Origin of the sequence: Microcella putealis (assembly GCF_004216575.1) — a bacterium.
Lineage (GTDB): Bacteria > Actinomycetota > Actinomycetes > Actinomycetales > Microbacteriaceae > Microcella > Microcella putealis.
The window spans coordinates 199,420-213,713 of the sequence record NZ_SGWW01000001.1; the positions used below are offsets into that span (position 1 = coordinate 199,420).

Below are 14,294 nucleotides of genomic sequence, written 5' to 3' on the forward strand. Positions count from 1 at the left end.
GCCGGCGACGGGCCTGTCGCCATCGTAAGTCGCGGGATGGGACATGCCAGACTGGCAGCACCGCGGCCGTGTCGCGCCGCCCAACGTCGGGGAGACCGCATGAGCGAGACCGAACTGATTCGCCAGTGGACGAGTGCTCGGTGGCACATCATCGTGTCGCAGATCGCGCCGACCCTGCTGCTGGCCTTCACCGTGTGGATGCTCGTCGACGGGCTCGCTGAGACGTCGCTGGCGGTGCGCATTGCCGCAACGGGCATCCTGCTCGCCTCGGGGATTCTCGGAGCCGCCGCCCAGTTCGCCGCCGCAACGGAGGGCGCCGGAGTGGTGGAGGCCCTGCGCGCGCTGGACACTCCGGGGCCGGTCGCGCGCCGCATCATCGCGATGGGTCAGGGCGTGCAGATCGTGCGCTTCGTGACCCCGGCCATCTTCGTGGTCGTCTTCCTCGCACTCGGGGTCGCACTCTTCATCGAGCCTTAGCCGCCGCGGTCGGCGTCGGGCGCGCCCTCGGCGGAGCGCCGATAGGCATCGACGAACAGCGCGCCCCTGACCTCGGCGATGCGGTCAATGAGGCGATCGACGGCGGACGCGGAGACCCCGGCCACGACGAGGTCGTGCGGGCCGAGCGCGCGCAGCGGTTTTTGTCGCAGGCGGATGACCTCCCAGCCAGCGGCCCGGAGCAGCGCGTCTTTGCGGCGGTCGGAGTGCTCGCGCCTGCCCACGTGCTCGTCGCCCGCACGACCCACCGAGTCGTACTCGATCGCGAGCGCAAACTCGGCGATCAGCACGTCGGGCCACACCTCGCGACGGCCGTGGAACGGCTGGCCGATGGTGAGGGCGTTGAGGCTCAGCTCGACGGACAGGCGTTCGCCGATCAGCGCTCGAAGCCGCTCCTGGGTCGCCGAGGTGGCCGTGGACGCGGCCGCGGAGTGGAATGCGCGGCCGCGGTGCTCGGGCGCAGGCTCGGCACGACGCGCGGGCGCCACCGGATCGGGGCGCGGCCGCCGAGCCCGAGGGGCGAGCGCCTGCGCACGGCGATCGACGCCGGGCACAGGCGCAGGGCTCGGAAACTTCGACGGCACGGGAGGTGCCTGCGACGGGGTCGCGCACACCGGACACCAGTCGCCGCGGGCGCGCGTGGCGCCGGGCCGAGCGCGTTGCTCGGCGGGCGTCGCCACGAATTCGTGGCCGATGGCGCACACCCACAGCACGTAGACGTCGGCCGCGGGGGGAATCTGCGACAGCAGAAGCTCAGCGTTCTTCTCGGGGCGAAACTGGGCGACGAGTCGCCCATACGGCGCCCAGGCGTCGCGAAACCGCCCGATGGGGTACGGGATGTCGAGCCCGGTCGCCCACTGGCGCCTGGCCCACCACTCGTCGAGACTGCGCGGCACGCAGCGAGGCTACCCACGACCCCCGACACGATGTGCCGTCACGTCGGCCACGGAAACTGGTGGGCCCTGAGGGATTCGAACCCCCGACATCCACGGTGTAAACGTGGCGCTCTAACCAACTGAGCTAAGAGCCCGGCGCCCCCAAGCCTACCCACTCGGCTGTCAACAACTCAGGACGAACGAGTCAGAGTGTCGCAAGGGCCTTTTCGTAGGTCGCCAGATCTCGGGGCTCTCCGCGCGGCGACCAGAACGTCGACGCCACTCGTCCTGAGTTGTTGACAAGCACGGTGGCGCGGAGGGCTGTTCCGCGCGCGGGGTCGAAGGCGCCGTAGCGCGTCGCGACCTCGCCGTGCGGCCAGAAGTCGCTCAGCAGGCGGAACGGGATGCTCTCGGCGTCGGCAAAGGCTCGAAGCGTGGCGACCGGGTCAACCGAGATGCCGAACACCTCAACGCCTGCGGCCTCGAATAGCCCGAGCCTGTCGCGCAGCTCGCAGAGCTCGCCGGCGCACACATTCGTGAACGCCAGGGGGAAGAAGACGAGCGCGACGGGCGAGCGATCCGCGAATTCGCTGAGTACGGCATCCGCCCCGAAGTGGTCGCGCAGCGAAAAATCGGGCGGGATGCTGCCCACGGCGGGCAGCGTCGGCGCGGTGTCGCTCACACTGGTCTCCCTCCGCCACGTGACTAGACTCGACGGGTTGATGGCTTGCGCGCCGAGAACCCGGTGAACGCCCGACAGCCAGCGACGCACTCTTTTGTCTACCACCAGGAAGAGGTCAAGGGTGACGGTCAACGACCAGGATCCGTATTCGGTCGAGACGATGGACGCCGATCCGGAGGAAACCGCCGAATGGAGCGAGTCGCTTTCCGCACTCGTTGCTGAGCGCGGCCCGCAGCGCGGGCGCGAGATCATGCTGAGCCTGCTCAAGCGGTCGAAGGAGCTGCACCTCGGGGTTCCGATGGTGCCGACCACCGACTACTTGAACACCATCTCGTCAAAGAACGAGCCCGAGTTCCCGGGCGACGAAGAACTCGAGCGCGAGTACCGCCGCTGGATCCGCTGGAACGCGGCCATCACGGTGCACCGCGCCCAGCGCCCCGAGATTTCGGTCGGCGGCCACATCTCGACCTACGCGTCGAGCGCCGCGCTTTACGAGGTCGGGCACAACCACTTCTTCAAAGCGGCCGACCACCCCCAGGGTGGCGACCAGATCTTCTACCAGGGTCACGCCTCCCCCGGCATGTACGCCCGCTCGTTCCTCGAGGGCCGCCTCGGCCCCGAGCACCTCGACGGTTTCCGTCAAGAGAAGTCGCACGCGGCCGGCGGCCTCTCGAGCTACCCGCACCCGCGCCTCATGCCGGCGTACTGGCAGTTCCCGACCGTGTCGATGGGCCTCGGCCCGATCAACGCGATCTACCAGGCGCAGGCGAACAAGTACCTCACCAACCGCGGCCTGAAGGACGCGGGCGACAGCCACGTGTGGGCGTTCCTTGGCGACGGCGAGATGGACGAGCCCGAAAGCCGCGGCGCCCTCCAGCTGGCGGCGAACGACGGCCTCGACAATCTCACCTTCGTGATCAACTGCAACCTGCAGCGTCTCGATGGCCCGGTGCGCGGTAACGGCAAGATCATCCAGGAGCTCGAGAGCTTCTTCCGCGGCGCCGGCTGGAACGTCATCAAGGTCATCTGGGGCCGCGAGTGGGACGCCCTGCTCGATAAGGACGACGACAGCGCTCTGCGCGACCTGATGAACGCCACCCCCGATGGCGACTACCAGACCTATAAGGCCGAGTCGGGCGCGTTCATTCGCGAGAACTTCTTCGGTCGCGACCCGCGCACGGCCGCGATGGTTGCCGACATGAGCGACGACGAGATCTGGCGCCTGAAGCGCGGTGGTCACGACTACCGCAAGGTGTTCGCCGCGTACAAGGCGGCCGTCGAGCACAAGGGCCAGCCGACCGTCATCCTCGCGAAGACGGTCAAGGGCTACGGCCTCGGCCCGAGCTTCGAGGGCCGCAACGCGACCCACCAGATGAAGAAGCTCACGCTCGACAACCTCAAGCAGTTCCGCGACGAGATGCGCATCCCCGTCACCGACGCTCAGCTCGAGGAAGACCCGTACCGCCCGCCGTACTACCACCCGGGCAATGACAACCCGGCGATCCAGTACATGCACGAGCGCCGCCGCGCGCTCGGCGGCTACCTGCCCGAACGCCGCTCGAAGTACGTCGACGTGCAGATTCCGGAAGAGAGCGCCTATGGCGTCGTCAAGAAGGGCTCCGGCAAGCAGGGCGTCGCCACGACGATGGCGTTCGCGCGCCTGCTGAAAGACCTGCTGCGCGACAAGAACTTCGGCGACCGGATTGTTCCGATCATTCCGGATGAGGCACGCACCTTCGGCATGGACGCCTACTTCCCGACGTCCAAGATCTACAACCCGAAGGGTCAGCACTACACCTCGGTCGACCGCGAACTGTTGCTCGCCTACAAGGAGAGCCCGCAGGGTCAGATCATCCACACCGGCATCAACGAGGCCGGCGCGTTCGCGGCGTTCACGGCGATCGGCACGTCGTACGCGACGCACCAGCAGCCGCTGATCCCCGTCTACGTCTTCTACTCGATGTTCGGCTTCCAGCGCACGGGCGACGCCATGTGGGCGGCCGCCGACCAGATGGCTCGCGGCTTCATCATTGGTGCGACCGCGGGCCGCACGACGCTGACCGGTGAGGGCCTGCAGCACGCGGACGGTCACTCGCCGTTGCTGGCGTCGACGAACCCGGCCGTCGTGAGCTACGACCCGGCGTACGGCTACGAGATCGGGCATATCGTGCGCGCCGGCCTCGAGCGCATGTACGGCGGCAGCCACGCCGACCCGAACGTCATGTACTACCTGACGGTGTACAACGAGCCCATCGCGCAGCCGGCCGAACCCGACGACCTCGACGTCGACGGCCTACTGAAGGGCATCTACCTGCTGAAGCGCGGCGAGACCACGGGGCCGAAGGCCCAGCTGCTCGCCTCAGGTGTCAGCGTGCCGTGGGCGTTGGAGGCGCAACAACTGCTCGCCGACGACTGGGGCGTGAGCGCCGACGTCTGGAGCGTCACGTCGTGGACCGAGCTGCGCCGCGAGGGTCTGGCGGTCGAGGAGCACAACTTCCTCAACCCGTCAGCCGAACAGCGGGTGCCGTACGTCACGCAGAAGCTGCAGTCAGCGGAGGGCCCGTTCGTGGCGGTCAGCGACTTCATGCACGCGGTGCCCGACCAGATCCGGCCGTTCGTTCCCGGCGACTACGCGACGCTGGGCGCCGACGGATTCGGGTTCAGCGACACCCGCGCCGCGGCTCGCCGCTTCTTTACGATCGACGGTCCGTCGATCGTGGTGCGCACGTTGCAGCGTCTCGCCCGCCAGGGCGTTATCGCGGCGGATGCGCCGGCGCGCGCGATCGAGCAGTATCGCCTGCACGACGTGACGGCCGGCACCACCGGCTCTGCCGGCGGCGACGCATAGAACGCTCCCCCGGTGCCCCGTCCGCGAGGGCGGGGCGCCGCATCCTGTTTCTGAAGGAGTTCGCATGGCGGCGATGACGAAGGCGCAGACGCTCGCCTGGTTGCGCAACATTTCGGGCGAACTCGCGACCGAGACGCTGAAGCGACTCGACGACACTCTGCCCTGGTACGGCGACATGCCGCCGAGCCGACGCAGCGCCGTCGGCCTCGTCGCGCAGGCGGGCATCACCTCGTTCATCAGCTGGTACGACGACCCACGGTCGCAGGCGTGGATTGCGGCCGACGTGTTCGACGCCGCCCCCCGCGAACTGCTGCGCTCGGTCAGCCTGCAGCAAACGCTGCAGCTGATTCGCGTCGTCGTTGAGGTCGTCGAAGAGCGTCTGACCAACGGCCCCGCCACGCTGCGCGAAGCGATCCTGCTGTACAGCCGCGAAATCGCGTTCGCGGCCGCGGACGTCTACGCCCGTGCGGCCGAGGCCCGCGGCCTGTGGGATGCGCGGCTCGAGGCGCTCGTCGTCGACTCGATCCTGTCGGGCGAGTACGACAACGAGCTGCCGAGCCGCATCGCGGCGCTCGGCTGGAACGGGCACGGCGAGGTGTGCGTGCTCGTCGGCACAGCGCCGCGCATCGTCGACGTCGACCAGCTGCGTCGCGCCGCGCGCCACGTTGACGCCGACGTACTGATCGGCGTGCAGGGCAATCGCCTCGTCGTCGTCATCGGCCGGGCGCTTCCGCGCGGGGAAGAGCAGGCCGGCGAGCGCAGCTTCAGCTTCCCGCAGATCGCTGAGGCGCTCGAGCCCTCTTTCGGGCCGGGCCACCTCGTGCTCGGGCCCGAGGTGCCCGACGTCGTCGACGCCGGCAAGAGCGCTAAGGCGGCACTCGCGGGCTTCGCCGTCGCCCGCGCCTGGCGCAACGCCCCCCGCCCCGCGCTCGCCGACGATCTGCTACCCGAGCGCGCGCTCGCGGGCGACCCGATCGCCCGAGCCACCCTGATCAGCCGCATCTATCAGCCGCTCAAGCAGCACAACACCGAACTCTTGGCGACGCTGTGGGCCTACCTCGACAACGGCCGCAGCCTTGAAGCCACCGCCCGCGAACTCTTCGTGCACCCCAACACGGTGCGCTACCGCCTGAAGCGCATCAGCGAGGTGATCGGCTGGGACGCGACCGGCTCACGCGAGGCGACGATTCTGCAGACCGCCCTCATCGTCGGGGCGATCGCCGACCCGGGGGCGAACGCTCGCCGATAATTGTCGACACGCGCCAACGTTCGCGTGTTCCTGCTGGAGAACGCCACCACCTGCTGCACTCCACCGATTGGGAGGATGGAACCCATGATCATCGTCGTCGCGCCCGGACAGGGCTCGCAGACCCCGGGGTTTCTCGCCCCGTGGCTCGAAGACGAGCATCACCGCTCGCACCTCGCCGCCCTCGGCGAGCAGATCGGCCTCGACCTCGTCGCCCACGGCACCACGAGTGATGCCGACACGATTCGTGACACGCGCATCGCCCAGCCGCTCATCGTCGCGGCGAGCCTGCTGAGCGCCGGCGCGATCGTGACGGGACGCCGCGACCGCATCGGCGCTGTTGCCGGCCACTCCGTTGGCGAGTTTGCCGCCGCCGCCATCGCCGGGGTACTCACCGACGAGGAGGCGCTGCGCCTCGTGGGCGTGCGCGGCGAGGCCATGGCCCAGGCCGCGGCCGAGATCCCGACCGGGATGAGCGCCGTCATTGGCGGCGACGCCGACGCGCTCGCCGAACGACTCGAGCAGCTGGGGCTGGTGGCCGCGAACGTCAACGGCGGCGGCCAGGTCGTCGTCGCCGGTGAGCGCAACAACCTCGACGCCTTCGCCACCGACCCGATCGCCGGCGCGCGCGTCATCCCGCTGCAGGTCGCCGGAGCATTCCACACCCCGTATATGTCGTCGGCGGTGGATGCGGTGCGCGCGGCGGCGACGGAGCTTGCGCCCCGCGACCCCAGCATCCGCCTGTATACGAATCGCGACGGCACCGTCGTCGATTCGGGAAGCGACTACCTCGAGCTGCTCGTCGGGCAGATTTCCTCGCCCGTGCGCTGGGATCTCTGCATGGAGTCGTTCGCCGCGGACGGCGTCACCGGCATCATCGAGCTGCTGCCCGGCGGCGCCCTCACCGGCCTCGCCAAGCGGGCGCTCAAGGGCGTGCCGAGCGTCGCGGTGAAGACCCCCGACGACGTGGCCGCCGCCATCGAGCTGCTGGACGCCGCATGAGCGCCGCGCTGACCCCGTCCGTCGGCTCGCCATTCACGCGCATCCTGGCGCTGGGCGCTGCACGCGGCGAAAACGCCGTGACCAACGACGACATCGCCGGCCCCATCGACTCGAGCGACGAGTGGATCCGCCAGCGCACGGGGGTCATCACCCGCATGCGCGCGGGCGAGGGCGTCGAGGCGGTCGACCTCGCCGAGGCCGCCTCGCGGGAGGCCATCGAGAAGGCCGGGATCGAGCCCTCACAGGTGGGCGCGGTGATCGTGTCGACGATCTCAAACACCGTGCAGACGCCGTCGCTCGCCGCGCTGCTCGCCGAGCGCGTGGGCGCCAACCCCGCGGCCGCCTACGACGTCTCGGCCGCCTGCGCCGGCTACACCTACGGCATCGCTCAGGCAGACGCCCTCGTGCGCGCCGGGCTCGCCCAGTACGTGCTCGTCGTCGGCGCCGAGAAGCTCAGCGACTTCGCGAAGCCCACCGACCGCACGATCTCGTTCCTGCTCGGCGACGGCGCGGGGGCCGCGATCGTCGGCCCGGCCGACGAACCCGGCATCGCGGCGACCGTCTGGGGATCGGACGGCTCGAAGTGGGACGCCGTTGGCATGGACCGCCCCCTTAAGGATGCGTTCGCGGACCCCGATGGCGAGTTCCCCACGCTGCGCCAAGAGGGGCAGACCGTGTTCCGCTGGGCCGTGTGGGAGATGGCGAAGGTCGCGCAAAAGGCCCTGGACGCCGCCGGCGTGCGCCCCGAAGACCTGGCCGCGTTCATCCCCCACCAGGCGAACATGCGCATCATCGACGAGTTCGCGAAGCAGCTGAAGCTGCCCGAACACGTCGTCGTCGCCCGCGACATCGCGACCACCGGCAACACCTCGGCGGCATCGATTCCGCTCGCAACCCACGCACTGCTCGCCGAGCACCCCGAGCTCAGCGGCGGCCTCGCCCTGCAGATCGGCTTCGGCGCGGGGCTCGTGTACGGTGCCCAGGTCGTGCGCCTGCCCTGACCATCGCGGTGCGCGCCGCCCCGGCCGCGTACCCCTGACCCCGACCGCACCCCGCCCTAGGATGGGGCACGGTCAACCGACACCATCCCCAAGGAGACAACACTCATGGCATTCACTTCCGAAGAGGTCCTCGCCGGCCTGGCCGAGCTGATCAACGACGAGACCGGCATCGCCACCGACTCGGTCGCCCTCGACAAGTCGTTCACCGACGACCTCGACATCGACTCGATCTCGATGATGACGATCGTCGTGAACGCCGAAGAGAAGTTCGACGTGAAGATCCCCGACGAAGAGGTCAAGAACCTCACCACCGTCGGTGACGCCGTCACCTTCATCGTGAACGCTCAGGGCTAAACCCCGCGCGAACGCATCGCGGCCAGGCCGCACACGCGTCCGCGCGACCGCAGGCCCCCGGGGCCGGTCGCGCGGACGCCCCCCTCTCCCCCGATCTCGACCGGAGAACTCACATGACCACCATCGTCGTCACCGGAATCGGCGCGACCAGCCCCATCGGCGGCACCACCCGCGACAGCTGGTCGGCCCTGCTCGCCGGCGCCTCAGGCGCGCGCCCGATCGAGGAAGAGTGGATCGAGAAGTACGAGATCCCCGTCACCTTCGCAGCCCAGGCGCTCGTGCGCCCCGAGGAGGTGCTGGAGCGGCAAGAGGTGAAGCGCCTCGACCCGTCGTCGCAGTTCGCCCTGATTGCGGCGCGCGAGGCGTGGGCTGACGCGGGAAGCCCCGAGGTCGCGCCCGAGCGCATCCTGGTCGACTACGCGACCGGCATCGGCGGCCTCTGGACTCTGCTGGACGCGTGGGACACCCTGCGCGAAAAGGGCCCGCGGCGGGTGCTGCCCATGACCATTCCCATGCTCATGCCGAACGCAGCGGCCGCCGCCATCAGCATGCACCTCGGTGCGCGCGCCGGCGCCCGCTCGGTCGTGTCGGCGTGCGCCTCGGGTACCGAGTCGATCGCGAACGCGTACGAGCACCTGCAGCTCGGACTCGCCGACGTTGTCGTGGCCGGCGGCACCGAAGCCGTCGTGCACCCGCTGCCGATCGCTGCCTTCGCGTCGATGCAGGCGCTGTCGAAGCGCAACGACGACCCCGCGGCCGCCTCCCGCCCCTACGACGTCGACCGTGACGGCTTTGTGCTCGGCGAGGGTGCTGCCGCCCTCGTGCTGGAAACGAAAGAGCACGCGCTCGCCCGCGGCGCCCGCATCTACGCGGAGCTCGCCGGCGGTTCGGTCACCAGTGACTCGTACCACATCACCGCACCCGACCCCGAGGGCTCCGGCGCCGCACGCGCCGTCATTGCCGCCCTCGAGCAGGCCGGCGCAACGGCCGACGACGTCACGCACATCAACGCGCACGCCACCTCCACGCCCGTGGGCGACGTCGCCGAGTTCGAGGCCCTGAAGCGGGTCTTTGGCGACCGCGTGGGCGAGATTCCCGTATCGGCGACCAAAGCATCCACCGGTCACCTGCTGGGCGGCACCGGCGCACTCGAGGCGATCTTCACGATCCTCGCGCTGCACGAGCGCACCGCTCCCCCGACCATCAACCTCGACAACCAGGACGAGCGCATCCCGCTCGATGTGGTGACCTCGCCCCGCGCACTCGGCGACGGCCCGCAGCTGGCGATCTCGAACTCGTTCGGTTTCGGCGGCCACAACTCGGTCGTCGCGTTCCGCTCGTACGACGACTAGACCGCACCCCGCTCGCCCCCTGGCCGCGGGCACGTCAACAACTCAGGACTAACGACGTCTCGCGAGCCCGGGGAGTACGTCACCCGGTGCCTGCGTCGGCCCTTGTCCTGAGTTGTTGACGTGCGCGTCGGCGGGGGGATCGGGGGGGGGATCAGCCGGCGCGGTGCAGCCACACGACGCGACTGCCGTCGCCCGCGTGGCGGAAGGGTTCCAGCTCGTCGTCCCAGGCCTGCCCGAGGGCGAGGCGCAGTTCGCGCTGAAGATCGAGGGCGTTGCCGCCGGAGACGTCGAGCGCGTAGCGAACGCGATCCTCGGGGATCACGGTGTTGCCCGCCGTGTCGGTCTGCGCGAAGAAGACCCCGAGGTCGGGGGTGTGCATCCAGCGGCCGCCGTCGGCGCCGGGCGAGGACTCCTCCGTCACCTCGAAGCGCAGGTGCTCCCAGCCGCGCAGGGCGCTCGCGATCTTCGCGGCGCTGCCGCGCTCGCCCTCCCAAACGAACTCGGCACGCTGCGTGCCCTTCAGGACGGGCTGTTCGGCCCAGTCGAAGTTGACCGCACGGTCGATGGCGCGCCCAGCGGCCCACTCAATGTGGGGGCAGAGCGCGCGAGGAGCGGAGTGCACGAAGAGCACTCCGCGAGCGAGTGTGTGTGCCACGATGTTCCGTCCGTTTCTCTTCTAGGTGCGACTTCCCCATCGACCTTCGAGAACCGAACTCACTCGCAGCGGCGTCTTCGATTATGGATGCCCGGAACGGGTAACCCTCGAATTATGGCGCATTGGGGCCCGAAATGACAAGAGTGTCATTTCGGCGCCTGCCTGTGCGGGCCGACCCGGGTTCACTACGCGAAGGGTTCGGCGGCATCCATGAGCCGCGACCGGATGAGAAACCGCACACCCTCTGGTGCCTCGACACTGAACCCGCTCCCCCGGCCGGCAACCACGTCGACCGTGAGGTGGGTGTGCGACCAATACGCGAACTGCTCGCTGCTCATCCAGAACTCGACCGGCATGCTGACGTCTGCGTCCGATGCGATGTCCCACGCACCGAGAAGGACGTCGTGCGCGGAGGTGTGAAAGTCTCCCACGGGGAAACACATGGGCGACGAGCCGTCACAGCATCCCCCTGACTGGTGAAACATGAGTGGGCCGTGGATCGTCCAGAGCCGGCGAACGAGGGCGAGCGCCTCATCGCTCAGCGCGACCCGCGAGTGCCGCTCACCCTCGATGGTGACCTGAGATTCGTACACGGTGGTCCCTCCTTCCGCGCCCTGGAGCCAAGTAGCGCACGGAGTGCCGGCCCCCCAGGCTGAGGCCGGCACTCCGACGATGGCGGCCTAGAAGAAGCCGAGAGGTTCTTCGCTGTAGGACACCAGCAGGTTCTTCGTCTGTTGGTAGTGCGACAGGGCAAGCTTGTTGTTCTCTCGCCCGATCCCCGAGCTCTTGTAGCCGCCGAAGGCCGCTCCGGCCGGGTAGGCGTGGTAGTTGTTGACCCAGACGCGACCGGCCTGGATGTCTCGACCGGCACGGTAGGCAACGTTGCCGTTGCGAGACCAGACGCCAGCCCCGAGCCCGTACAGGGTGTCGTTAGCGATCGAGATGGCGTCGTCGTAGCCGTCGAAGCTGGTCACGGCGACAACCGGACCGAAAATCTCCTCCTGGAACAGGCGCATACGGTTGTGTCCCTCGAAGATCGTCGGTTGAACGTAGTAGCCATCCGACAGGTCGCCGCCAAGGTCAGCCCGTTCCCCGCCGAGCAGCAGCTTCGCGCCCTCCTGAGTGCCGATGTCGATGTAGCTCAGAATCTTCTCGAGCTGGTCGTTCGAGGCCTGCGCACCCACCTGAGTGTCGGTGTCGAGCGGGTTCCCCTGCACGGCCTTGCGGGTGCGTTCGATCGCGTCACCCAGGAACGAGTCGTAGATCGGCTTTTCGATGAGCGCGCGGCTCGGGCTCGTGCAGACTTCACCCTGGTTGAAGGCGAAGAGCGTGAAGCCCTCTTGCGCCTTGTCGTAGAAGGAGTCGTGGTGGTCAGCGACGTCGGAGAAGAAGACGTTCGGGCTCTTCCCGCCGAGCTCGAGGGTCGCCGGAATGATGTTGGCACTCGCGTACTGCAGGATCAGGCGACCGGTGGTGGTCTCACCCGTGAAGGCGATCTTGCGAATGCGGTTGCTGCTGGCGAGCGGCTTTCCGGCCTCGACGCCAAACCCGTTGACGACGTTGACGACGCCGGGAGGAAGGATGTCGCCGATGAGTTCCATGAGCACGAGGATCGACACGGGGGTCTGCTCGGCTGGCTTCAACACCACTGCGTTTCCTGCCGCCAACGCGGGGGCGAGCTTCCAGACCGCCATGAGGATGGGGAAGTTCCAGGGGATGATCTGGCCGACAACTCCGAGGGGTTCGTGATACTGGTAGGCCGTCATGGTGCCGTCCATCTCCTGGAAGTCACCGTCCTGGGATCGAATCGCGCTCGCGAAGTAGCGGAAGTGATCCGCGGCGAGGGGAAGGTCGGCGTTCAGGGGCTCTCGAATCGCCTTGCCGTTGTCCCAGGTCTCGGCGACGGCGAGCATCTCGCGGTTATCGTCGATGACATCGGCGATGGCGTTGAGCACCCGGGCTCGCTCGGTCGTGCTGGCCTTTCCCCACGCCGGGGCGGCCTTGTGTGCAGCATCGAGGGCGGCCTCGATGTCCTCTGCGGCGCCTCGGGCAACTTCGGCGAACGGCTTGCCGGTCACCGGGGTGATGTCCTCGAAGTACATGCCCTTGGCTGGCGCGACCCACTCACCCCCGATCCAGTGCTCGTAACGGGACTTGAACGTGATGAGGCTGTCGGGCGTGCCCGGGGCCGCGTAGATGGTCATGATTCTCCTTGCGACGACGCTGTCGGAATGGGAACGTCCCTCGCCGAGCGAGGGCCTTGCTCAACCGTAAACAGCGTGCCGTTGCACGGAGTTGCGCCGCGTTGCGAGCGCTTGCGGATGCGCGTTCAGCTCAGATCGCGCTCGATGCGCTCGAGACGCGTCACCACCGCTGTGCGCCGAGGGCTATCGGTCGGCAACGCCTGCAGGAGTGTGCGCCAGACGTCAGCGTCGAGCGCCGCCTCATCACCGCGCGCGTAGTCGTCGAGCACGTCGGGCGCGGCGTCGCTCAGCATCGCGTCCCGAATCAGGGCGGACACGTCGTCGCGAATCGCGATGACCCCGGGTGCAGCCGACCCGGGAACGACGCGACCCGCATAGTGCCCGAGAGCCACGCGATGCGCCCCGCGATCGAGAAACGCGAGAACTCGATGCGCATCGAGGTCGAGTCGCGTGCTCAGACGATACGGTCGCCCCACGGGGACGAACTCTGCACAGCTCGCGTCAGTGAGCACACGCTTCAGACGCACCAGTTCGGCCCGGAGGGTTCCGACGGCGTCATCGCGTTCGTAGGTGAGCGCGGCGAGGCGTTCCGCGCTGATGCCGTCCGGATACCAGGCCAGCAGAGCGAGGAGCTCGGTGTGCCGCATCGACAGTTCGAGCTCTCCGCGGGCCGTGACGAGCAAGCCCCGGTCACGCCCCAGGATGTGCAACACCGGCGCCTGGGCCTCGGTGTGCGCGCTGAGACCAAGGCTCGTCATCGGTGTCAGCGCCGCAGCCGCCTCGCCGCGAATCGGTGCGGTCATGTCACCGGTTGTGGCTGGCGGCGACGTTGCCAGCTGGTCGAGTCGGCGAACATGCAACTCGGCCTCCACCGCCGCGACCGTCGCCTCGAGCAGTGGGAGCGTCGTGGGATCTGCCGCCGACTCGCCGCCCGTGATGTCGATTACTCCGATGATGCGTCGGCTCGCTGGGTCGTGAACGGGTACGGCAGTGCAGCTCCAGGGGTGCACGATGCGCGCGTAATGCTCGGCACCGCGAATCTGCACACCCCGATCGACAGCGAGCGCTGTACCGGGCGCGGAGGTGCCGGCCACTCGTTCGGACCAGTTGGCGCCCTCAACGAAGGCCATCTGCTCGGCCCGGCGCCGAAGATCACGGTCGCCATCGATCCAGAGCAGCCGTCCCTCTTGATCACCGATCGCAATGATCAGCCCGGCATCGAAGGTGTGACGGATCAACAACCGGTGGATTACCGGTAGGGCGAGAGCGAGGGGATGAGAAGCGCGATACTCCCTGACGTCGCTTTCGGTGAGATCGATCGCCCCGGGGAGCGAGTCGGGGTCGACCGCGGAATCGATCGCGCGCATCCAGGATTCGTGCACGAGAGGCCGAATGCCGGCGGCGCGTGCGGTGTCGATCCCGCGCGTCAGCGTCGCCGCGGCGGTCTCGAGGACATCGCGGTGTCGTGGTCTGGCGGCCGCATTCGGCTGCACCATCGGGCACCTCCTCCCGCGCTCACCGTCGAACGCGTGCGCTCAGCCTAACCCCGAGCGGCGTCAGGCACGCACCTCGGGCGGTGC

13 protein-coding genes and 1 tRNA gene are annotated in these 14,294 nt (G+C 68.6%); 7 read left to right on the forward strand and 7 right to left on the reverse strand.

From position 1 onward, the window contains the following. Positions 1-99 precede the first annotated feature (99 nt). On the forward strand, positions 100-477 hold the full coding sequence (locus tag EV141_RS01030; RefSeq protein WP_130484125.1) for a hypothetical protein: 378 nt from the start codon (positions 100-102) through the stop codon (positions 475-477). Here the strand turns inward: EV141_RS01030 and EV141_RS01035 are convergent. The 3 genes from EV141_RS01035 to EV141_RS01045 all read right to left on the reverse strand — a co-directional run bounded on the left by EV141_RS01035 (position 474) and on the right by EV141_RS01045 (position 2,052). Then, positions 474-1,391 (reverse strand): zinc-ribbon domain-containing protein, encoded by a 918-nt coding sequence (locus EV141_RS01035; protein ID WP_130484126.1) that lies wholly within the window; start codon positions 1,389-1,391, stop codon positions 474-476. The two genes, EV141_RS01030 and EV141_RS01035, sit on opposite strands and share 4 nt — an antisense overlap. 57 nt (positions 1,392-1,448) lie before the next feature. Next, positions 1,449-1,525 (reverse strand) — tRNA-Val (locus EV141_RS01040). Positions 1,526-1,575: 50 nt separating this feature from the next. Continuing rightward, a complete protein-coding gene (locus EV141_RS01045; protein WP_241968924.1) occupies positions 1,576-2,052 on the reverse strand; it encodes a peroxiredoxin in 477 nt (158 codons plus the stop codon). A gap of 121 nt (positions 2,053-2,173) precedes the next feature. Between EV141_RS01045 and aceE the strand changes: the two genes are divergently transcribed. The 6 genes from aceE to fabF all read left to right on the forward strand — a co-directional run bounded on the left by aceE (position 2,174) and on the right by fabF (position 9,855). Beyond that, complete coding sequence (aceE, locus tag EV141_RS01050) at positions 2,174-4,900, forward strand: pyruvate dehydrogenase (acetyl-transferring), homodimeric type (protein WP_130484127.1); 2,727 nt, start codon at positions 2,174-2,176, stop codon at positions 4,898-4,900. A 73-nt stretch (positions 4,901-4,973) separates the two neighbouring features. Next, a complete protein-coding gene (locus EV141_RS01055; RefSeq protein WP_130484821.1) occupies positions 4,974-6,149 on the forward strand; it encodes a PucR family transcriptional regulator in 1,176 nt (391 codons plus the stop codon). A gap of 84 nt (positions 6,150-6,233) precedes the next feature. Beyond that, complete coding sequence (locus EV141_RS01060; RefSeq protein ID WP_130484128.1) at positions 6,234-7,148, forward strand: ACP S-malonyltransferase; 915 nt, start codon at positions 6,234-6,236, stop codon at positions 7,146-7,148. Next, positions 7,145-8,149 carry a beta-ketoacyl-ACP synthase III gene (locus EV141_RS01065; RefSeq protein ID WP_130484129.1) on the forward strand — a complete coding sequence of 335 codons (1,005 nt, stop codon included), beginning with the start codon at positions 7,145-7,147 and terminating at the stop codon, positions 8,147-8,149. Before EV141_RS01060 ends, EV141_RS01065 begins: the two co-directional genes overlap by 4 nt. A gap of 105 nt (positions 8,150-8,254) precedes the next feature. Then, complete coding sequence (locus EV141_RS01070) at positions 8,255-8,503, forward strand: acyl carrier protein (RefSeq protein WP_130484130.1); 249 nt, start codon at positions 8,255-8,257, stop codon at positions 8,501-8,503. 113 nt (positions 8,504-8,616) lie between these two features. Then, complete coding sequence (gene fabF, locus EV141_RS01075; protein WP_130484131.1) at positions 8,617-9,855, forward strand: beta-ketoacyl-ACP synthase II; 1,239 nt, start codon at positions 8,617-8,619, stop codon at positions 9,853-9,855. A gap of 151 nt (positions 9,856-10,006) precedes the next feature. On the opposite strand, the gene EV141_RS01080 is transcribed toward fabF, so the two are convergent. From EV141_RS01080 to EV141_RS01095, 4 genes are all read right to left on the reverse strand, one after another. Further along, the gene (locus EV141_RS01080; protein ID WP_241968925.1) at positions 10,007-10,510 is read right to left on the reverse strand and encodes a DUF3145 domain-containing protein; all 504 of its coding nucleotides are present in this window, start codon (positions 10,508-10,510) and stop codon (positions 10,007-10,009) included. 185 nt (positions 10,511-10,695) lie between these two features. Beyond that, positions 10,696-11,103, reverse strand: coding sequence for a DUF779 domain-containing protein (locus tag EV141_RS01085; protein ID WP_096421749.1), 408 nt, complete (start codon positions 11,101-11,103; stop codon positions 10,696-10,698). An 87-nt stretch (positions 11,104-11,190) separates the two neighbouring features. Continuing rightward, entirely contained in the window at positions 11,191-12,714 is a 1,524-nt protein-coding gene (gene exaC, locus EV141_RS01090) for an acetaldehyde dehydrogenase ExaC (protein ID WP_130484132.1), read from the reverse strand. A gap of 125 nt (positions 12,715-12,839) precedes the next feature. Further along, entirely contained in the window at positions 12,840-14,210 is a 1,371-nt protein-coding gene (locus EV141_RS01095) for a GAF domain-containing protein (protein WP_130484133.1), read from the reverse strand. Positions 14,211-14,294 lie beyond the last annotated feature (84 nt).

What these genes read in the sequence shown, in the direction of transcription:
- EV141_RS01030 (WP_130484125.1), top strand. Translation starts at nt 100, where the DNA reads ATGAGCGAGACCGAACTGATTCGCCAGTGGACGAGTGCTCGGTGGCAC.
- EV141_RS01055 (WP_130484821.1), top strand. Translation starts at nt 4,974, where the DNA reads ATGACGAAGGCGCAGACGCTCGCCTGGTTGCGCAACATTTCGGGCGAA.
- EV141_RS01060 (WP_130484128.1), top strand. Translation starts at nt 6,234, where the DNA reads ATGATCATCGTCGTCGCGCCCGGACAGGGCTCGCAGACCCCGGGGTTT.
- EV141_RS01065 (WP_130484129.1), top strand. Translation starts at nt 7,145, where the DNA reads ATGAGCGCCGCGCTGACCCCGTCCGTCGGCTCGCCATTCACGCGCATC.
- EV141_RS01070 (WP_130484130.1), top strand. Translation starts at nt 8,255, where the DNA reads ATGGCATTCACTTCCGAAGAGGTCCTCGCCGGCCTGGCCGAGCTGATC.
- fabF (WP_130484131.1), top strand. Translation starts at nt 8,617, where the DNA reads ATGACCACCATCGTCGTCACCGGAATCGGCGCGACCAGCCCCATCGGC.
- exaC (WP_130484132.1), bottom strand. Translation starts at nt 12,714, where the DNA reads ATGACCATCTACGCGGCCCCGGGCACGCCCGACAGCCTCATCACGTTC.
- EV141_RS01095 (WP_130484133.1), bottom strand. Translation starts at nt 14,210, where the DNA reads ATGGTGCAGCCGAATGCGGCCGCCAGACCACGACACCGCGATGTCCTC.